This is a genomic window from Pseudomonas sp. C5pp, from assembly GCF_000814065.1.
In the GTDB taxonomy this organism is placed as follows: Bacteria; Pseudomonadota; Gammaproteobacteria; order Pseudomonadales; family Pseudomonadaceae; genus Aquipseudomonas; species Aquipseudomonas asiatica.
This window is the reverse complement of record NZ_JWLN01000038.1, coordinates 16,543-35,570: the sequence shown is the minus strand read 5'-3', so window position 1 is coordinate 35,570 and position 19,028 is coordinate 16,543. Positions and strand designations below refer to the sequence as shown.

The 19,028-nt window shown below is 63.5% G+C and carries 23 protein-coding genes; 12 read left to right on the top strand and 11 right to left on the bottom strand.

All coding sequences use genetic code 11. The features are described from left to right. Window positions 1-24 precede the first annotated feature (24 nt). A complete protein-coding gene (locus tag RR51_RS24265) occupies window positions 25-996 on the top strand; it encodes a magnesium and cobalt transport protein CorA (RefSeq protein WP_015269363.1) in 972 nt (323 codons plus the stop codon). 131 nt (window positions 997-1,127) lie between these two features. Here RR51_RS24265 and RR51_RS24260 read toward each other — a convergent pair whose 3' ends face one another. Continuing rightward, window positions 1,128-1,859: an amidotransferase gene (locus RR51_RS24260; protein WP_038409106.1), complete on the bottom strand. Its 732-nt coding sequence runs from the start codon at window positions 1,857-1,859 to the stop codon at window positions 1,128-1,130. 219 nt (window positions 1,860-2,078) lie between these two features. Between RR51_RS24260 and RR51_RS31335 the strand changes: the two genes are divergently transcribed. After that, window positions 2,079-2,321, top strand: a complete 243-nt coding sequence (locus RR51_RS31335) for a hypothetical protein (RefSeq protein WP_152619935.1) — start codon at window positions 2,079-2,081, stop codon at window positions 2,319-2,321. Window positions 2,322-2,387: 66 nt separating this feature from the next. Continuing rightward, a complete protein-coding gene (locus RR51_RS24255) occupies window positions 2,388-3,188 on the top strand; it encodes a c-type cytochrome (protein ID WP_039614930.1) in 801 nt (266 codons plus the stop codon). A 54-nt stretch (window positions 3,189-3,242) separates the two neighbouring features. Here the strand turns inward: RR51_RS24255 and RR51_RS24250 are convergent, their stop codons facing one another. The 4 genes from RR51_RS24250 to RR51_RS24235 all read right to left on the bottom strand — a co-directional run bounded on the left by RR51_RS24250 (window position 3,243) and on the right by RR51_RS24235 (window position 6,701). Beyond that, window positions 3,243-3,575 carry a ribonuclease E inhibitor RraB gene (locus tag RR51_RS24250; RefSeq protein ID WP_003260395.1) on the bottom strand — a complete coding sequence of 111 codons (333 nt, stop codon included), beginning with the start codon at window positions 3,573-3,575 and terminating at the stop codon, window positions 3,243-3,245. Window positions 3,576-3,751: 176 nt separating this feature from the next. Then, entirely contained in the window at window positions 3,752-3,988 is a 237-nt protein-coding gene (locus RR51_RS24245; RefSeq protein WP_015269359.1) for a hypothetical protein, read from the bottom strand. A gap of 204 nt (window positions 3,989-4,192) precedes the next feature. Further along, window positions 4,193-6,268: an LTA synthase family protein gene (locus RR51_RS24240; protein WP_039614929.1), complete on the bottom strand. Its 2,076-nt coding sequence runs from the start codon at window positions 6,266-6,268 to the stop codon at window positions 4,193-4,195. Between the two features lie 241 nt (window positions 6,269-6,509). After that, window positions 6,510-6,701, bottom strand: coding sequence for a PLDc N-terminal domain-containing protein (locus RR51_RS24235; protein ID WP_012271091.1), 192 nt, complete (start codon window positions 6,699-6,701; stop codon window positions 6,510-6,512). 125 nt (window positions 6,702-6,826) lie between these two features. On the opposite strand from RR51_RS24235, the gene RR51_RS24230 reads away from it, so the two are divergent. Continuing rightward, window positions 6,827-7,765, top strand: coding sequence for a ZIP family metal transporter (locus RR51_RS24230; protein WP_039614928.1), 939 nt, complete (start codon window positions 6,827-6,829; stop codon window positions 7,763-7,765). Window positions 7,766-7,889: 124 nt separating this feature from the next. On the opposite strand, the gene RR51_RS24225 is transcribed toward RR51_RS24230, so the two are convergent. Continuing rightward, entirely contained in the window at window positions 7,890-8,420 is a 531-nt protein-coding gene (locus RR51_RS24225; protein WP_013971513.1) for a hypothetical protein, read from the bottom strand. Between the two features lie 60 nt (window positions 8,421-8,480). Next, window positions 8,481-9,005: an ankyrin repeat domain-containing protein gene (locus RR51_RS24220; RefSeq protein ID WP_039614927.1), complete on the bottom strand. Its 525-nt coding sequence runs from the start codon at window positions 9,003-9,005 to the stop codon at window positions 8,481-8,483. Window positions 9,006-9,270: 265 nt separating this feature from the next. Here RR51_RS24220 and RR51_RS24215 point away from each other — a divergent pair, with 265 nt between their 5' ends. Continuing rightward, window positions 9,271-9,543, top strand: a complete 273-nt coding sequence (locus RR51_RS24215; RefSeq protein ID WP_013971511.1) for a DUF3509 domain-containing protein — start codon at window positions 9,271-9,273, stop codon at window positions 9,541-9,543. Between the two features lie 125 nt (window positions 9,544-9,668). Here RR51_RS24215 and RR51_RS24210 read toward each other — a convergent pair whose 3' ends face one another. From RR51_RS24210 to aroC, 3 genes are all read right to left on the bottom strand, one after another. Continuing rightward, a complete protein-coding gene (locus RR51_RS24210; RefSeq protein WP_039614926.1) occupies window positions 9,669-10,205 on the bottom strand; it encodes an oxidase in 537 nt (178 codons plus the stop codon). Continuing rightward, window positions 10,205-11,359, bottom strand: coding sequence for an MFS transporter (locus tag RR51_RS24205; protein ID WP_039614925.1), 1,155 nt, complete (start codon window positions 11,357-11,359; stop codon window positions 10,205-10,207). The genes RR51_RS24210 and RR51_RS24205 overlap by 1 nt, the downstream gene beginning before the upstream one ends. Window positions 11,360-11,603: 244 nt before the next feature. Next, entirely contained in the window at window positions 11,604-12,695 is a 1,092-nt protein-coding gene (gene aroC, locus RR51_RS24200; protein ID WP_003260967.1) for a chorismate synthase, read from the bottom strand. Between the two features lie 236 nt (window positions 12,696-12,931). On the opposite strand from aroC, the gene RR51_RS24195 reads away from it, so the two are divergent. After that, window positions 12,932-13,894 carry an alpha/beta hydrolase gene (locus RR51_RS24195; protein ID WP_039614924.1) on the top strand — a complete coding sequence of 321 codons (963 nt, stop codon included), beginning with the start codon at window positions 12,932-12,934 and terminating at the stop codon, window positions 13,892-13,894. A 101-nt stretch (window positions 13,895-13,995) separates the two neighbouring features. Continuing rightward, entirely contained in the window at window positions 13,996-14,778 is a 783-nt protein-coding gene (locus tag RR51_RS24190; RefSeq protein ID WP_013971507.1) for a hypothetical protein, read from the top strand. 109 nt (window positions 14,779-14,887) lie between these two features. Here RR51_RS24190 and prmB read toward each other — a convergent pair whose 3' ends face one another. Further along, a complete protein-coding gene (prmB, locus tag RR51_RS24185) occupies window positions 14,888-15,796 on the bottom strand; it encodes a 50S ribosomal protein L3 N(5)-glutamine methyltransferase (protein WP_015269350.1) in 909 nt (302 codons plus the stop codon). Window positions 15,797-15,976: 180 nt separating this feature from the next. Here prmB and RR51_RS24180 point away from each other — a divergent pair, with 180 nt between their 5' ends. The 5 genes from RR51_RS24180 (at window position 15,977) to RR51_RS24160 (ending at window position 18,691) form a co-directional block, all read left to right on the top strand. Next, window positions 15,977-16,567, top strand: a complete 591-nt coding sequence (locus RR51_RS24180) for a cysteine hydrolase family protein (RefSeq protein WP_015269349.1) — start codon at window positions 15,977-15,979, stop codon at window positions 16,565-16,567. Window positions 16,568-16,653: 86 nt separating this feature from the next. Next, entirely contained in the window at window positions 16,654-16,974 is a 321-nt protein-coding gene (locus tag RR51_RS24175; protein ID WP_024086500.1) for a hypothetical protein, read from the top strand. Window positions 16,975-17,083: 109 nt separating this feature from the next. Beyond that, entirely contained in the window at window positions 17,084-17,644 is a 561-nt protein-coding gene (locus tag RR51_RS24170) for a Smr/MutS family protein (RefSeq protein WP_013971503.1), read from the top strand. Between the two features lie 70 nt (window positions 17,645-17,714). Continuing rightward, the gene (gene folE, locus RR51_RS24165; protein WP_013971502.1) at window positions 17,715-18,260 is read left to right on the top strand and encodes a GTP cyclohydrolase I FolE; all 546 of its coding nucleotides are present in this window, start codon (window positions 17,715-17,717) and stop codon (window positions 18,258-18,260) included. Window positions 18,261-18,319: 59 nt separating this feature from the next. Next, complete coding sequence (locus RR51_RS24160) at window positions 18,320-18,691, top strand: glutaredoxin family protein (protein WP_003260822.1); 372 nt, start codon at window positions 18,320-18,322, stop codon at window positions 18,689-18,691. The last annotated feature ends 337 nt before the right edge of the window (window positions 18,692-19,028 follow it).

Sequence of the window (19,028 nt, the reverse complement as noted above, 5' to 3'; positions counted from 1 at the left end):
TCCAACCGGAATAAGCGAACAACCATGGGTCGAGTCGTGGCATCGGCGGTATACAGCGCCGGCAGAAAGGTCACCAACATCAGCATCGACGAAGGCAGCGAATGGGCACGCAAGCCAGGGCATTTTGTGTGGATTGGCCTGGAAGAGCCCAACGCTGAGGAACTGGCCAACCTGCAATGCCAGTTCAATTTGCACGAACTGGCCATCGAAGACGCCCTGGAAAAGCACAGCCGGCCCAAGCTGGAAACCTTCGGCGACGCCCTGTTCATCGTCACCTATTCGCCGGTGCGCCACGAAGGCAAGCTGGAGTTCATCGAAACCCACATCTTCGCCGGCAACGGCTACATCATCACCTGCCGCAACGGCCACTCCAAATCCTATGCCCTGGTGCGCCAACGCTGCGAGGCGCGGCCGTTGCTGCTGGAGCACGGCGAAGACTTCGTGCTGTACGCCCTGCTCGACTTCGTCACCGAGAACTACCAGCCGGTCAGCGAGGCCATTCATGGCGAGATCGAAGAGCTGGAGCAGAGCGTGCTTGGCGGTTCGCTGCAAGAGGACGATATCCGCCGCTTGCATAGCCTGCGCCGCGACATCCTGCGCCTGCGCCGCTACGTGGCACCGATGGTGGAAGTGAGCGAGGAACTGCAGCGCCTGAGCTTCCCGTTCATCGACAAGAACATGCGCCCGTACTTCCGTGACGTGCAAATCCACGTGACGCGGCAGATGGAAGACCTGGCCGGTATCCGTGACATCGCCAGCCAGACCATCGAGATCGGCATGCTGCTGGAGTCGTCACGGCAGAGCATCGTGCAGCGCAAGTTTGCAGCCTGGGCGGCGATCCTGGCGTTCCCCACGGCAATTGCCGGGGTTTACGGGATGAACTTCCAGAACATGCCGGAGTTGGGGTGGCACTATGGGTACTTCGGGGTACTGGGGGTGATTGGGCTGGGCTGTACCGCGCTGTATGCCAGCTTCAAGAAGTCTGGCTGGCTTTGACCCCAGGCCCGGCGCGCTTCCTGTAGGAGCAGCCTTGTGCTGCGAAAAGGCCGGCAAGACCAACATATGCTATGTGGTCGTGAGGGCCTCTTCGCAGCACAAGGCTGCTCCTACAAAAACAGCGCTCGGCTTCAGGCCGCGTCGTGTTTGCTCACCGGTTGCTGGATAAACCGCAACATCCACTCCCCCACCAGGTCGCCCTGGTGCTCGGTGGCCAGGCTGGCCACGGCCTTGTGGTACACCTCATCCCCCAGATACTCCTGGCGCGCATCGAGCAGCGCGCGAGAGTAGTCGTGCACGAACTCGGGGTGCCCCTGGAAGCACAGCACCTGGTCACGAATGTGGTACGCAGCGTTCGGGCAGAAATCGCTGGAGGCGATCACCGTGGCGCCTTCCGGCAGCTCGGTCACCTGGTCCTGGTGGCTGATCAGCAAGGTCAGCTCCGATACCTCCGGGTCCATCCACGGCGCATGGGCCGCCAGCGAATAGCGGTGGATACCCACACCCCAGCCCTGTTCCGCACGCTCGGCCTTGCCACCCAGGGTCAACGCCAGCAACTGGTGGCCGAAACATACACCCAGCAACTTCTCGCCACGCTCGTACAGCTTCAGCAGGTAGGCCTTGAGCGTCTGGATCCATGGGTCGGTACCAAACGAGTCGGCCTTGCTGCCCGTCACTAGATAGGCATCGAACACTTCATTGTCGGCGGGGTAATCGCCGTTCATCACGTTGTACACACGAAATTCGGCGGCGATCGGCTGACGCGAGAAGAGCTGCTCGAACATCCTGCCGTAGCCCTGGTACTGCGCGGTCAACTCCGGTCGCAGGACATCGGTTTCAAGGATGCAGATGCGTAACGACATAGGGATAGTCCTGAACGACATGGGTGGGAATCTGCTGTAGAGACTGACGCGAAAGGCACGTACAAGCAAGTAGGCCGCACTGACGAACGGTCACATTTCGTCGGTGCCCTGCTGGCACTTGCGCCACCGTCTAGCGAGAGCATGCCAGCTGGCTGGCACTTGGCCTCATAGCCAGACGAAATCAACGACCCATAGTATTAGAACAAAGGGTTCTCAAACATGGATGACGCACACCCTACTGTTGGTTGTATATCCACTCTCAAGAGGCAGGCAGTTCAGGCGTCACGCAACGCCACTGCGATCGACCCGAAGCTCGACAGGGAAGCCAACGGGTATTCAGGAATAACAACAAGAAGGCGGTCCGCCATGTTCAGACAATCGAAAATTCGCCAAGCTGGGCTCATTCTCTTCGCCACGACTTTGCTGCTGATCCTGCCGAACCTCACACGTTTGTTCGGCTGACTGCCGCTGTGGCGCCAACAGGCAACGCACAGGTAACCTGCTGGCCTTGATGGTCGGAGATTACCCATGCGCCACTGCCTTGCACTGTTAGTGTTGCTCCTGAGCCTGCCGCTGTCGGCGGCGCAACTGCACCTTGAACTGGGCGCCACGACGCGCCAATGGAGCAGTGAAGAACTGCTCGACCACCCGCAGGCCCGGGACATCAGCATCGACCAGGACGTTTCCTACAAGCAGCCCATGCGTTATCGGGCTGTGCCGCTGGCCGCGCTGCTGGACGGCGTGAGCGCCAGCGACCACCTGCAGGCAGTGGCGCTGGACGGTTTTGCCGCCGAAATGCCCGCAGCGCCACTGTTGCAGCAGGGGCCGGCACAGGCCTGGCTGGCGGTGGAGGAACCTGACCGGCCATGGCCACCACTGGGCCAAGGCAAGCCGAGTGCAGGACCGTTCTACCTGGTGTGGACTGCACCGCAGGCCAGCGGTATCCGCCCGGAGCAGTGGCCGTTCCAGATTTCCACGATTCGCAAGCTGGCCTCCGTCGAAGCGCGTTTTCCGGCGCTGCTGCCCGACCCCAAGTTGCCGGCCGACAGCCCGGTGCGCCGAGGCTTTGCCTTGTTCCAGCAGAATTGCCTGGCGTGTCATAGGTTGAATGGCGCAGGGGATGCACAGGTGGGGCCGGACCTGAATATGCCGCATAACCCGACCGAGTATTTTCGGCCTGAATATCTACGCCAGCTGATTCGTGACCCGCAAAGCCTGCGGCAGTGGCCGCAGGCAAAGATGCCGGGGTTTGCAGAGAGTGTCTTGAGTGAATCGGAGCTGGATGAATTGCTGGCTTACCTGGGGCATATGGCTGGGCGCAGGCCTTGAGGGCTGTGTGTGCTTCTTCGCGGGCTTGCCCGCGAAGAAGGCAACACAAAACTCTCAGGCTATGGGCCGCTCCTGCTTGACCCCCCACCCTTCCACCTCACCGCCATAAGGTGTCACCAGCTGCTCGAAGGCCTCTTCAAAGTCGCCAATCCCGCCATGGGTGGCATACATGACCTTGCTCAGTTCCAGATGCCATGCACCGTCGCCCAGCTCCTTGACCTGGGCATTCAGCGATTCCCCACGAAACTGCCCGGCCGCACGGCGGGCCCCTGCTTCGTCGGGGAATATGGCGTAGAACTCGATGGGATGGATCTGGGTGAAGTCGAAACCGCCTGCCTTCATCTGGCGCAGGACGTTGCTGCTGATATCGTCGTTCTGGCTGCTCATGAAACGTCCTCCTGAATAATGCGATGGATAGACTTTCCGTGCACTACGCACCTGCCGGCAGCGGCCGGGCAGTTCGAGCTGATGCAAGACGCGAAGGGATGCGGTGCCGACCCGCAGAATAGGCCGGCACCTTCATGCAGCGTAGTGCCTGCCAGGGCACCACGCAAACGTGTGGTTCAGGGCGTTTCGTGGATGCTGGTGATGGTCACGCCACTCTGCTCCTTCAGCCAGCGTGCGGTGGGGGAAATGGTGCGGTCCTGGAAGTCGTTGAGGTCCAGCTCGTCCATCACCGGGAACAGGTGCGAACGGATGGCCCGCGCGGCGTCCTCTTCGCTGGGGCACTGGTCGCCGCGCAGCGTCAGGGTGGTGAGCACGCCTTTCTGGTCGGCAAAGATGACTTCCCACTCTTTCATTGAACGAACCCTCTCAGTCAACGAACACCAGGTGTGTAATGCCTGAAACAAGTGACCTTGAGGTGGGGAGAATGTTCAGTCTGTGCCGGCCTCTTCGCGGGTAAACCCGCTCCCACAGGGATATCACTGCCCTCAGACCCTGTGAAATCCCTGTGGGAGCGGGTTTACCCGCGAATGGGCCGCAAAGCGGCCCCTGTTGCAGCCTTACTTAGGCGTGCCGTGCACTACACCAGCAGTGTTATCCAGCAAGCTCTTGGTCGCAGTCTGGATATACGCTTCCAGCTTCTTCAGCATTTCCGGCTGGTCCGGGCTTTCGATCAGCTCGGCCTTGAACTCGCTGCCCAGCTGGTAGCGGTACATGCGCGGGGTCATGTCCTTGGACTCGATCAGGATACGGTCGCCCTGTACCAGGCCGACGATCTGCTCGCTGCCCGATGGCTTGATCATGCCCATGCCCTGGTCGCCCTCAGGCAGGTTGAGCAGGTCGCGGCCCCAGCACTGGTGACGGGCCTGGCCACCCAGGCGGCCCATGATGGTCGGCACGATGTCGACCTGGGTGCCCACGGTGTGGTTGACCGCACCGAACTTCTCCTGGATGCCTGGGGCAATCAGCAGCAGCGGCACGTTGAAGCGGCCCAGGTCCAGCTCGGTGACCTGCTGGTGGTTGCCAAAGCCATGGTCGCCAACGATGACGAACAGGGTTTCCTTGAAGTACGGCTCCTTGCGCGCCTTCTCGAAGAACTGCCCCAGCGCCCAGTCCGAATAGCGCATGGCAGTGAGGTGCTCGTCCAGGCGGCCCTGGCCGGTTACCGGCTCTACCGGCAGGTCTTTGGGCAGCGCGTACGGGGTGTGGTTGGACAGGGTCTGCAGCAGCGCGTAGATCGGCTTCTTGCCATCGTGCTTGGCCAGCTCTTCGGCGCCGCGGTCGAACATGTCCTGGTCGGACACGCCCCAGGTCGGGTCGGAGAACACCGGGTTGACGAAGTCGTTACGGCCAATGAAGGTGGTCATGCCCTGGTTGCCGAAGAACCCGGACTGGTTGTCCCAGGCAAAGTCGCCGTTGTAGACGTAAACGTCGTCGTAATCGCGGGCGCTGAGCAAGGCTGGCAGGCCGGAGAGCTTGTGGCCGCCTTCCGGGGTCTGCATCAGGTACTCGAAGCCTGGCAGGTTGGGGAAGCAGGCCATGGTGGCGAACATGCCCTGGTGGGTATGGGTGCCGTTGGAGAAGAAGCGGTCGAACAGCAGGCCCTCTTTGGCCAGCTTGTCGAAGTACGGGGTGATGTTGTTGGGGCTACCCAGCGCGCCCACCGAGTGGCCAGCGAAGCTTTCCATCAGGATCACCACCACGTTCTTGATCGGCAGGGTGCGCTCGGCCGGCGGCACGAAGTCGCGGCGGATTGCAGCCTCGTCGGCATCGACCAGGGTGTCGTGGGCGGTCAGCAGCTGCTCGCGCACGCTCTGCGTGGCCACGTCCTGCTCCAGCACCGGCTTCCAGATGTTGGCGCGGTCTTCGCCGAAGCGGCTCTTGGCAGCATCGATCAGGGTCAGGGTGCCGTTCAGGCCCAGCTGGTTGACGAAGTTGGAATCGGTGGTGAAGGCATCACCCCAGCGCATCGGCGGGCCCTGACGCAGGGTGCCACGGGCGGCGACCACGGCCACCAGCAGGATCACCATGAACACCGCCAGGCGGTTGTACCACGGCGCTGCACGGCGCTGCAGGGCGACCTCGCCGGCACCGTTGCCACGGGTCATGCGGTCGATGCCCTTGAACAGCAGGCTCAGCAGCCAGGTGCCGAACAGCCAGGCCAGCAGGTAGCGCACCACCGGGAAGCCGTACCAGAGCATGCTCAGCACGGTCTTCGGGTCTTCCTTGATGTACTGGAACACCAAACCGTTGAGGCGCTGGTGGAACTCGCGATAGAAGTCCATTTCCATCAGGCCGAGGAACATCACCACGCTTGAGGTGATGGTCAACCAGAAACGGAACAGGCCACGCCGGGCCATGGCCCAGGGACTGAGGATGGCCAGCAGCAGCGGAATGCTGATGTACACCACTACCCGCAGGTCGAAGCGCAAACCGTTGAGGAAGCCTTCTGCGACGGTCGCGCTGGGGGTATCGCCGATCATGTCGCTGTTGTAGACCAGCAGCGCCAGGCGCACGAGGCTGAGCATCAGCATGATCACCAGGCCACTGAGCAGGGTGTAGGCCAGGTGGGATTTCAGAGTGGGCGAGAACGACGCTCGCGCGCCCCGTTGCTTCAAGGCGTCCAGGTTAGCCATGAATGGGAAGGTCCTAGGATTGCGGGTTTGCGGAGATGGCGCAGGTGTTTACCAACGCAGCATTGTGCGGGTGCGGATTCTGTTTAAACCAATGTGAAAATTTTGTCACGGGGGTGTTGCCGCTTTTGTCTGTTACGGCCTCTTCGCGGGCACGCCCGCTCCCACAGGAAGATCACTGCCCTCAGGTCCAGTGATCCCCCTGTGGGAGCGGGCGTGCCCGCGAAGAGGCCAGCACAGCCATTCAGATCCGCACATTCCCCCGCGGCCCGGCGATCGCCCAGATCACCAGCCCCACCACCGGCAGCAAGGCGATGAGCAGGATCCACAACACCTTGATGCCCACTTCGCTGCCACTCTTGATCACATTCAGGATGGCCCAGATATCCAGCGCCAGGATGATCAGCCCGACCAGGCTGTTGAACGTCGACCCCATGCCAAAACTCCTGTCAAAGGCTTTGCTGCACAGCATAGTCAGCTATCAAGGCGATAGAAGGGAATCCTTGGCGATTGGCGCAGGTCCCTGAGTAGACTGCCGTTATTCACTGATTCGAGGTTCACATGCCCCCCGCCCACACTCAAAGCGCCGCCCCAACCTCGCTGCTGAACGCCTGGCGCCAGCAGGCCGTGAACACCCCGTGGCTCAGCGCCGGCCTGGGGTTGAGCCTGCTGGCGGTGTTGCTACTGCTGGCCGCCAGCCTGTGGAACGCAGTGAACGGCGACCATGCCGACAACCTGCACCTGGCCATGCTGGGCGGGTTGTCCGGCTTTGGCGCCACGGCGCTGGGCGCAGTGCTGGCAGTGGTGCTGCGCGATGTCAGGGCCCGCACCCAGGATGTGATGCTGGGTTTTGCCGCCGGCATGATGCTGGCGGCCAGTTCGTTTTCGCTGATTCTGCCGGGCCTGGATGCCGCCCGCGAAATTACCGGCAACGGCCCGGCCGCGGCCTTTACCGTGGTGCTGGGCATGGGCCTGGGCGTGCTGCTGATGCTGGGCCTGGATCGCTTCACCCCGCATGAACACGAAAGCACCGGCCCTTGCGGCCCGGAGGCCGAGCGCATCAGCCGGGTATGGTTGTTTGTGCTGGCGATTACCCTGCACAACCTGCCTGAGGGCATGGCCATTGGCGTGAGCTTTGCCAATGGCGACATGAACATCGGCCTGCCGCTGACCAGCGCCATTGCCATTCAGGACATCCCCGAGGGGTTGGCCGTGGCGCTGGCCTTGCGCGCTACCGGGTTGTCGAACCTGAAAGCCGCGCTGGTGGCGATCGGGTCGGGGCTGATGGAGCCGCTGGGTGCGGTGATCGGCCTGGGGATTTCGACCGGCTTTGCCTTGGCCTACCCGGTCAGCATGGGGCTGGCGGCCGGAGCGATGATTTTTGTGGTGAGCCACGAGGTGATTCCCGAAACCCACCGCAATGGGCACCAGACTGCGGCGACCCTGGGGTTGATGGGTGGGTTTGCGGTGATGATGTTCCTCGATACCGCGCTGGGCTGAAGATTGAAGCTGCCTGTGCCAGCCTCTTCGCGGGTAAACCCGCTCCCACAGGGATCTCACTGGGCCCGAGGGAAGTGATATCCCTGTGGGAGCGGGTTTACCCGCGAAGAAGCAAACGCGGAAATCAGACGTGTACGGCGACCTTCAACGCCTCCAGCGCCGGCTCGACCTTGATCCCCACCTCAGCCCCCAGCTCCAGCACCCGCGCCAGGTCGTTCTGCCCTACCATCACCATCTGCAGCTCGTCATCCAGCAACTGGCTGAAGTTGAGCAGCACATACCCACCCGCCTCCTTGTTCAGCGCCCCCATCTGCACCTGAATGCGATTGAGCGCGGTCAGCGGCTCGGTGCGGGCCAGTTGTTTGGGCTTGAGGGTGAACGGCACGCTCTGGTCGAACGAGTCGCTGATCTGCTGGAACAGGTCCTGGTAGCTGTCGGCCTGGAACACCACGGTGTCCGGCAGGCTGCCCAGCACCACCCATTCGCCCAGCGGAATGGGGAAACTGTCGTCGTAGTTGATGTCGGGGTTGGCGGCCAGGAAGGCGGCGGGGTCGGCGTAGGCCTGGGCGGCCTCGTCGGCGATGCGCTCGATGTCTTCCTCGCGCATGCAGCCAGCGCCAATGAGGCTGATGAATTCGAGCAACTGAGTTTTCATGAAAGGGGGCCTGCGACGGGTGAAAAGTCGCCAAGGATAGCCGCAAATGCCCCCTTGCGGTTAGCCGGCCAGCACTTGCAGCCGCGCTGCGGCGTCCACGGCCCCCATGGTTTGCGCTGCCATCAGTGCGGTGGTACCACGGGCATCCTGGCGGGCCGGGTCGGCACCCTGGGCCAGCAGGTACTCGAGGATTTCGCTGCGGTTGAACATGGCTGCCAGCATCAGTGCGGTGCGGCCATCCTGCGCGGCGGCGTCCACCGGTACGCCGTGTTCCAGCAACAGGCGAATCATGGCCAGGTCACCCTTGAACGCGGCGCCGGCGATGGGCAGTTGGCCGTTATCGTTGGCAATCAGCGGGTCGGCGCCATGCGCCAGCAGCACACGCACTGCGTCGTGGTGGCCGTGGTAGCTGGCCAGCATCAGCAGGGTGTCGCCCTTGTGGTTGCGCAGGTTGGCCGGCAGGCCGCTGGCTAGCAGGCGCCCGAGCATCTCGGCATCGCCCTGTCGGGCACGTTCGAACACCTGCTCGGCAAAGGCGGCGGTCTCGTCGTCGGTCATGGTGGTGGGCGTGGGTTGGCTGGACATTTGGAACCTCCTGGCAGAAATCGTTGCCCAAGTCTTTGTCAGGCAAGGCTGCCGGGTCAAAGGTTCAGATTCTATCGGGGCGATAGCTGGCCGCGGGTCGTGCAATATGCACTGTGCAAAATGCACGACCATGCAGGTTGCACGACAGCGTCTCGGCAAAAAATACGTAATCGACTGAAATTAAAGGGTTTTTTCAGAAAATGCTTCCTGGCACGGTCACTGCAACCATCAACTCACGTCTGCCACGCAACAGCCAGGAGTTGATATGGACCTCATCCAGGAAAAGTTCGTTTCGGTATTTTCGGCCTACCAGGTGAATACACAGGCCCGCCCAGATGGCGGTGTGCTGCTGACCCTGCGCGCAGCTGATGGCAAGGTCACCCGCCGCGTGCTGACCTACGCGCAATTGCACAGTGCCGAGCAGCTGTCCTGGGCGATCAGTGCGATTCGCCGCGATTTGGCTGAGCAGGCCAGTGAATTGCCGGTGATTTCGATGCTGCAGAGCCAGCAGCGGTTTGCCCTGCCGACTTATCGCTGAGTTTTTTGTTGGTTGATCTGGCCTCTTCGCAGCACAAGGCTGCTCCTACAGGGCCCGCGCTGGCCTCAAGCTTCGCGTTTTACTTGTAGGAGCAGCCTTGTGCTGCGAAGAGGCCGGCAAAGCCATCACAACTCATCAATGCCCAGAAACGCCCGCGCAGTCACATCCCCGGTAAACCTCGGCTGCATCCCTTCCTCGCTGCCGTACAACCGCAACGCCAAGCAAAACGGTGTAGCGCCCAGCTCGACCCAGCGCCGAGTCCCCGCCGGCAGCACCAGCTGGTCGCCCTTCTCGCACAGCACCGAATACACCCAATCCCCCGCACGCAGGCCAACCTGAGCCCGCCCGCTGACTACGGCAAACACTTCGTCGGCGTCATGCACATGCTCATCGCGAACGTCCACCTGCGCAGGGGCCTCACCCTCACGGTTGAGTACCACGAAAGCCTTGCTGCCATGCGCCGTCATCAGCTGGTCAAGGTGCTCGCGACAGGCCTCCAGTACCTCCTCCTGGGCGGAGCCAGGGCGCACACGCAGGCCATGCTCGGCATGGGCAAAGCGCACGCCCTGCTCGGCCAGGGTGGCAACGATATCGTCGTGGTGGGTCAACACCTTGTTCGGCAGTTCCGGGCTAGAGGGGTGGAAAACGCTGAGAATGCTCATCAGGGGCGGGTCCTGGTCGGTTGCGAACAAAGGGCAATGATAACGGCTGCAGCCAAGGCTGCGGCACTGGCCATACCAAAGGTGAAGGTGGGCCCCAGCAGTTTCCAGCTGTAGCCCGAATACAATGCCCCCAGCGCACCGCCAGTGCCCGACAGCGCCGCATACAGCGCCTGGCCCTGGCCCTGCTGGCGGGCACCGAAGCTGGCCTGCACGAAAGCGATGCTGGCGGCATGGAAGCAGCCGAAGGTGGCCGCGTGCAACACCTGGGCAAACACCAGCACCGCCGGCTCGCCGGCCAGGTTGCCCAGCAACAGCCAGCGCAGCGCCGCCAGCACGAAGCTGGCCAGCAGCACCCGCTGCACCGAAAACCGCGCGAAGATACGGCTCATGGCCATGAACACCAGTACTTCAGCCACCACCCCCAGTGCCCACAGCAGACCGATGGCCCCCCTGGCATAGCCCAAGTGTTCCAGGTGCAGAGTGAGGAAGGTGTAGTACGGCCCGTGGCTGAGTTGCATCAGTGCCACGCAGACGTAGAACGCGACCACCCCGGGCGCCCGCAGTTGCTGCAGGAAACCGCCCGCGCCACTGCGCTCGCCCTGCTCCACCGGCTGGGCATTGGGCACCCACAGGCTGGCGGCGACGATGCCGGCCATGATAGTGACCAGCGCCACCGGGTAGATGTCCAGGCTCAGCCACTCGAACAGCCGGCCCAGGCCGACCACGGTTAGGATGAAGCCGATCGAGCCCCACAGGCGCACCTGGCTGTAGCGCGCGGTTTGCCCGTGCAGGTGGGCCAGGGTGATGACCTCGAACTGCGGCAGCACCGCATGCCAGAAGAATGCGTGCAGGGCCATGACCAGCGCCAGCCAGGCGTAGCTTTTGCCAAGGAAGATCAGGGCGAAGGTGGCCAGGGTAGATAGCGCGCCCAGGCGCACGATCAGCAAGCGCTGGCCAGTGCGGTCACCCAGCCAGCCCCACAGGTTGGGGGCGATGCAGCGCATGAGCATGGGGATGGCCACCAGCTCGCCGATGCGTGCCGGAGAGAAGCCCAGGTGGTCGAAGTACAGCGCCAGGAACGGGGCGGTGGAACCGAGCAGGGCGAAGTAGAACAGGTAGAAGCTGGACAGGCGCCAGTAGGGGATTGGTTGCATGGGGTGACCTTGTGGGGACCTGTGCCGGCCTCTTCGCGGGTAAACCCGCTCCCACAGGTACCTCACTGCCCTCAGGCCCAGTGATATTCCTGTGGGAGGGGATTGGTTGCATGGGGTGACCTTGTGGGGACCTGTGCCGGCCTCTTCGCGGGTGAACCCGCTCCCACAGGTACCCCACTGCCCTCAGGCCCAGTGATATTCCTGTGGGAGCGGGTTTACCCGCGAAGAGGCCGGTACTGGCGAATCAGAGCTGACCCAGCACCGGGGTATTCACCTTCACATCGGCATTCTGCGCGCGGTGGCGCAGCAGGTGGTCCATCAGCACGATGGCCATCATCGCCTCGGCGATCGGCGTGGCGCGGATGCCCACGCACGGGTCGTGGCGGCCTTTGGTGATGACGTCCACCGGGTTGCCGTCGATGTCGATGGAGCGGCCCGGGGTGGTGATGCTGGAGGTCGGCTTCAGCGCCAGGTGGGCAACGATCGGCTGGCCCGAGGAAATACCGCCGAGGATGCCGCCAGCATTGTTGCTGAGGAAGCCTTCCGGGGTCAGTTCGTCACGGTGCTCGGTGCCGCGCTGGGCCACGCTGGCGAAGCCGGCGCCGATCTCCACGCCCTTGACCGCGTTGATGCTCATCAGCGCGTGGGCCAGTTCGGCATCGAGGCGGTCGAAGATAGGCTCGCCCAGGCCCGGCATGACGCCTTCGGCGACCACGGTGATCTTGGCACCCACCGAGTCCTGGTCACGGCGCAGCTGGTCCATGTAGGCCTCCAGCTCCGGCACTTTGCTCGGGTCAGGGCTGAAGAAGGCGTTCTGCTCCACCGACTCCCAGGTCTGGAACGGGATTTCGATCGGGCCCAGCTGGCTCATGTAGCCGCGCACTGTGATGCCCTGGGTGGCCAGGTATTTCTTGGCGATGGCACCGGCGGCCACGCGCATGGCGGTTTCGCGCGCCGAGCTGCGGCCACCGCCGCGGTAGTCGCGAACGCCGTACTTGTGGTGGTAGGTGTAGTCGGCGTGGGCCGGCCGGAACAGGTCCTTGATCGCCGAGTAGTCCTTGGACTTCTGGTCGGTGTTGCGGATCAGCAGGCCGATCGAGCAGCCGGTGGTGCGGCCTTCGAACACGCCGGAGAGGATTTCCACCTCGTCGGCTTCCTGGCGCTGGGTGGTGTGCCGGCTGGTGCCGGGCTTGCGCCGGTCAAGGTCGTGCTGCAGGTCGTCGAGAGAAATCTCCAGGCCCGGTGGGCATCCATCGACAATGGCGACCAACGCCGGGCCATGGCTCTCGCCAGCGGTGGTGACAGTGAACAGCTTGCCGTAGGTATTGCCGGACATGGACGCTCCGCGAGATCTGCCTGAAGTGAACGAAAGCGGCAGTATACAGATGGATTGATCGCCTGTACTGGCCTCTTCGCGGGTAAACCCGCTCCCACAGGGTAGTCACAAGATGCGAAAATTGTGCTGTACCTGTGGGAGCGGGTTTACCCGCGAAGAGGCCAGTACAGGCAACCTCCCCTTCGAACCTTCCCGCAAACACTGGGTCAAACCCTCATCTCCCCATGTAGTACCGCATGATGTCGCGCTTCGTCGCCCTCTTCTTCCTGCTGTGCACCGGCCTGGCCCAGGCCGCCGCCCCCACCGTGCTGCAACGCCCGATCGACCTCGATACCGGCCAAGGCGTGCTGCACGGCAGCCTGCTGCTGCCGCAACAGCCAACCCCGCCACCGGTGGTGCTGATCATCGCCGGCTCCGGCCCCACCGACCGAGACGGCAACAACCCGGCGTCAGGCCGGGTCGACAACCTCAAGCGCCTGGCCCTGCTGCTGGCCAACGAACACATCGCCAGCGTGCGCTACGACAAACGCGGGGTGGCCGCCAGCCAGCCGGCCACGCCCGACGAGCGTGACCTGAGCGTGGAGCGCTATGTAGCCGACGTGGTCGCCTGGAGCCGCAAGCTCAAGGCCGACCCGCGCTTCGGCCCATTGATCCTGATCGGCCACAGCGAAGGCGCGCTGATCGCCAGCCTGGCCGCCGAGCAGGCCGGCGCCAGCGCGGTGATTACACTGGCTGGCAGCGGCCGACCGCTGGCCGACGTGCTGCGCGAACAGCTGGCACAGCGCCTGCCGCCGGCACAACTGGCTGGTGGCAGCGCCCTGCTCGACCGCCTGCAGGCCGGGCAGACCAGCCTGGAGGTACCGGCGCCGCTGCGTCAGGTGTTCCGCCCTAGCGTGCAGCCCTACCTGATTTCGCTGTTCCAGCAAAACCCGGCGGCGGCCTTCGCCCGCCTGCCCATGCCCGCGCTGATCGTGCAGGGGCGCAACGACGTGCAGGTGGGCGTGATCGACGCCGAACGACTGAAGGCGGCCAAGCCGGATGCCCAACTGGTGCTGATCGATGGCATGAACCACATGCTGCGCATCAGCCCCAAGGCAATGAGCCAACAGCGCGACAGCTACCTCAACCCAGAACTGCCGCTGGCAAGGGAGCTTGGCGAGCAGATTGTGACGTTTATCCAGCATTTGCCTTCTGCCTGACCCTCAGGTCTTGGCCGGTACGGCCGATATTTCAGTATTAGCGGAACTTTGGGGCTGCTGCGCAGCCCCTGCCGCATGCCCGTACCCAAGGACAAGCCCCGATGACAACCGCCCCCGCCGCCGTAGAGCCAGCCGAAGAGCCCGAGGAAAGCCCTGCCCTGCCCTGGGCCGAGCTGGCCGCCGAACATTTCCAGCTGTTGCGCCTGGCCGCCCTGCCCACCGACCGCAACACCGGCGCGCGGCCCCTGCGCTTCGTGCAGTTCGGCTATGCCGAACGCCACGACAAGGCCCACAGCCTGCTGCGCATGGAAATCCAGCTGCCCGGGCAAAAGGTGCACAAGGAACAGAACCGCCTGGACATTCGCGTCGACCACTCCGCGCGCCTGGTGCGCATTGGCAATGAACATGGCCTGCAACTGGAGCCGCTGAACCGTGGCATCGGCCGCTTCCTGCTGGCCCAGGCCGCGCAGTGGCTGCAGCGCAAGTGGTCGCACTACCGGATCGAGGGCATGGCGCTGCCGAGCAAGGATGCGCTGAACGAAGACTCACGCCTGCGTCGTGACCACTGCCTGCGCGGGATGGGTATCGAGGTGGAGTACGAGGACAGCCAGCATCTGAAGGGCCGTACCGTGGAAATGACGGTGGGCGAGCTCAAGGGGGCGTGGAACAGCGAGCGCTTGCAGCGAGTGGGGATACTGGATGCTGCCGGCCTGCTGCAGCAGGCTGACCAGCAGTTGCAGGAGAAGGAAGGGCAACTGCGTGAGCGGGATGAACGGGTTGCCAAGTACCAGCGTGAAGACAGCGGGTTGCGCTTTACCATTACCTGCCTGGTGGCGTTTGCGGTGTTCCAGGCGGGGTTGCTGATCTGGATTGCCACGCGCTGAGACCGCGTCGCCTAATTCGCGGGTAAACCCGCTCCCACAGGGTCCGCGTCGCACCTGAGGGCAACGCTATACCTGTGGGAGCGGGTTTACCCGCGAAGAGGCCCTGGAATCAGACCCGGGCCTTGAACAGTTCCTGATGCTGGCGGCACTGCTCGGCGGTCAGCATGAACACCCCGTGCCCACCGCGCTCGAACTCCAGCCAGGCAAAGTCCACCTCGGGGTATAGCGCCTCGACATGCACCTGGCTGTTGCCCACCTCGACAATCAGCAAGCCCTTGTCGGTCAAGTGGTCCGCCGCCTCGGCCAGCATGCGCCGCACCAGGTCCAGGCCATCGTTGCCGCAGGCCAGGCCCAACTCGGGCTCGTGGTGGTACTCGGCCGGCATGTCGTCGAAGTCTTCGGCATCGACATACGGCGGGTTGGACAGGATCAGGTCGAAACGTTGCCCTGGCAAACCGCCAAAACCGTCGCCCTGCACGGTGTACACCCGCCCGTCCAGACCGTGGCGTTCGATGTTCTGGTTGGCCACTTCGAGCGCTTCGAACGACAGGTCGGCCAGCACTACCTCGGCCTCGGGGAACACGTCGGCGGCAACGATGCCGATGCAGCCAGAACCGGTGCACAGGTCGAGAATGCGCGCCGGCTCGCTCGCCAGCCACGGCTCGAAGCGTTTCTCGATCAGCTCGCCAATCGGCGAACGCGGCACCAGCACGCGCTCGTCGACGATGAACGACATGCCGCAGAACCAGGCCTCGCCCAACAGGTAGGCGGCCGGCACGCGTTCTTCGATACGGCGCTTGAGCAGGTGCTGCAGGCGTACCCGCTCGTCGTCCTCGAGCATGCAGTCCAGATAGCTGTCGGCCACCTCCCACGGCAGGTGCACCGCCCCCAGTACCAGCAGGCGGGCCTCGTCCCAGGCATTGTCGGCACCGTGGCCGAAGAACAGGTCGTGCTCGTGGAAGCGGCTGACCGCCCAGCGGATGTAGTCGCGCAGCGTGCGCAGGCGGGATGTGATCACGGGGTACTCCTAATTCAGACCGGACAAAAGTCTAACAGCCCCACCCGCACATTTGTTCCTTTGCCTTACCCAATGGCTAGCCACAAGCCAGTAACCATGCCGCTTGCGTTGTCAACCATTCCCATTGGCGCCAAGGCAGGGGAGAATAGGTATACAAAAGCCCTATCCAAGGAGCCCTTGATGTCCGTTCCAACCACGATGTTTCGCCTCACTGGCCGCGACTACCCGCCGGCCAAGCTGAGCCACGCCAGCCTGATCATCATCGATGCGCAAAAGGAGTACCTCAGCGGGCCCCTGGCGCTGTCGGGCATGGACGAGGCCGTGGCCAACATCGCCAGGTTGCTCGACGCCGCGCGCAAGAGCGGCCGTCCGATCATCCACGTTCGCCACCTGGGCACTGTCGGTGGCCGCTTCGACCCACAAGGGCCGGCCGGCCAGTTCATTCCGGGGCTGGAGCCGCTGGAAGGCGAAATCGTCATCGAAAAACGCATGCCCAACGCATTCAAGAACACCCAGCTGCATGAGACCCTGCAGGCGCTGGGCCACCTGGACCTGATCGTCTGCGGTTTCATGAGCCACTCCAGCGTCAGCACCACGGTACGCCGCGCCAAGGACTATGGTTACCGCTGCACCCTGGTGGAAGACGCTTCGGCGACCCGCGACCTGGCATTCAAGGATAGGGTGATCCCGGCCGCGCAGATCCACCAGTGCGAAATGGCCGTGATGGCCGACAACTTCGCTTGCGTGGCCCCCACCGCCAGCCTGATCTGAGCGGCTGAGCACAACCGCCCGGCAGCCGGGCGGAACCCGATGGGCGGCCCCAGGTCGAATTCCGGATATCCACAGAGGAGAGCGGAATGAAGCTCAAAGGCAGTTTCGACGCCAAGCGCCTGCGCCCGCGCGAACCGCGTAATTGGGGTGCCCGCCTGGCGGCAGGCCTTTCGGCCATGCTGGCGACCCTTGGCGTGCTGCTGGCGATGGCCGGCGTTGCCGGCCTGCTGGGCAACTACCCTGCCCTGGCGGAGCTCAATGCCAACAAACCGCTGGCCGGCATCCTCACCGTGGCCGGTTTGCTGCTGCTGTGGCTGGGCGTGCGCTTCTGGCGGCGCAGCCGCATTCGCCTGCGCCGCGGGCGGGAACTGAACCTGTCGCCGCACCTGATGAAAAAACACGATTGAGGCACTGCTGACGCGGTCCCTGTGGGAGCGGGTTTACCCGCGAAAGGGCCGGCACAGGCTGCACAAGGCCCCACAGTCGCGTAAACTACGCCGCCCACGTGGAGGCATCATGCAAGACGACGATTTTTCCCTGTTCAAGGCCGAAGTGCGCGGTGTCAAACCGATCAGGCACGACCGCGCCGAAGTCGGCAAGCCCAAGGCCGACCGCCAGAAGCTGGCCGGCCTGCGTCAGGCGGCGACCGTGCGCAGTGACAAGGCGCTGGTGATCGACGGCATGTCCGACCAGTTCGTCATCGACGTTGGCGCCGAAGATGAGTTGCTGTGGCGCCGCGATGGCGTACAGGAAGGCCAGCTGCGCAAGCTGAAGCTGGGGCAGATCCCGTTCGAGGGCAGCCTCGACCTGCATGGCATGACCGTGGAAAAGGCCCGCGAAACCCTGTGGGATTTCATCGCCGAGGCCACCAGACTGGAAGTGCGCTGCGTGCGGGTTACCCACGGCAAGGCCGCGCGCCTGGACGGCAAGCGCCCGATGATCAAGAGCCACGTCAACACCTGGCTGCGCCAGCACCCGCAGGTGCTCGGTTTTGCCTCGTGCAGCGCCCGCCACGGCGGCACCGGCGCAGTGTATGTGATGCTCAAGCGAACCATGCTCGAAGGCCGCGACGAGTAACGCCGCGCTTGCAGCGCCGCCCTCACCGCCGTACCCTTCGTTTTTGCGATTTTTTCCCACAGGTAGATCCATGTCCCTGGAACAGAACTACACCGAGATCCTCAGCCAGATTGGCGAGGACGTCTCCCGTGAGGGCCTGCTCGACACGCCCAAGCGGGCTGCAAAGGCGATGAAGTACCTTTGCCGCGGTTATGAGCAAACACTGGAAGAAGTCACCAACAACGCGCTGTTCAGCTCTGACAACAGCGAAATGGTGCTGGTCCGGGACATCGAGCTGTATTCGATGTGCGAACACCACATGCTGCCGTTCATCGGCAAGGCTCACGTGGCCTACCTGCCCAAGGGCAAGGTACTGGGCCTGTCGAAGGTGGCGCGCATCGTCGACATGTACGCTCGCCGCCTGCAGATCCAGGAAAACCTCAGCCGCCAGGTTGCCGAGGCCGTGCAGCAGGTAACCGGTGCCGCCGGCGTTGCCGTGGTCATCGAAGCCAAGCACATGTGCATGATGATGCGCGGTGTCGAGAAGCAGAACTCGACCATGATCACCTCGGTGATGCTGGGTGAGTTCCGCGAAAACGCCGCCACCCGCAGCGAGTTCCTCAGCCTGATCAAGTGATTGGCTGCTGACCCCGAGCCGACCCTGCCGGGTCGGCTTTTTCATTTCAGGAGTTGCCCATGATCGTCAAAGCCCTGCGGGTTGGCCTCGGCCAGCTCATCGTGTTCGGCGACTGGATCAGCCGCCCGGCCAAGCGCAAGCGCGACGCCGCCGCCCAGGCCCGCGTCGAGCAAGCGGCCCAGGGCCTGGCGCTGTACCAGTTCCACGCCTGCCCGTTCTGCGTCAAGACCCGCCGCACTCTGCACCGTTTGAACGTGCCGGTAGCGCTGCGCGATGCCAAGAACGACCCGGTGCACCGCCAGGCCCTGCAGGAAGGTGGCGGCCGGGTGAAAGTGCCGTGCCTGCGTATTGAAGAAGCGGGCAAGGTGACCTGGATGTATGAGTCCAAGGCCATCATTGCCTACCTGGATGAGCGGTTCGCGTCGGCCTGACCGTTTGCAGGTGGCCTGTACTGGCCCTTTCGCGGGTAAACCCGCTCCCACAGGTACTCCGCTGCCCTCAGGCCCTGTGATTTCCCTGTGGGAGATCACCCAGCCCTTCCGGGCTGCGCTGTCGCGCAGCAAACATGAGGCGCATGACTTCAGATCTGTGGCAGCGCTGACATTTTGAAAAAGAAAAGGCGGCTGGCCTATTAGGGCCAGCCGCCTTTCGCTTTGTTAGGGTTTGAGCGCGCGGGACAGAGATCGTAGCCAGCACTGGTGTGTGTCAGCACACCCGCGTGGGAGAGTGATCCGCACGGTATCGGCGTGAAGTCCCTGTAGGCATCAG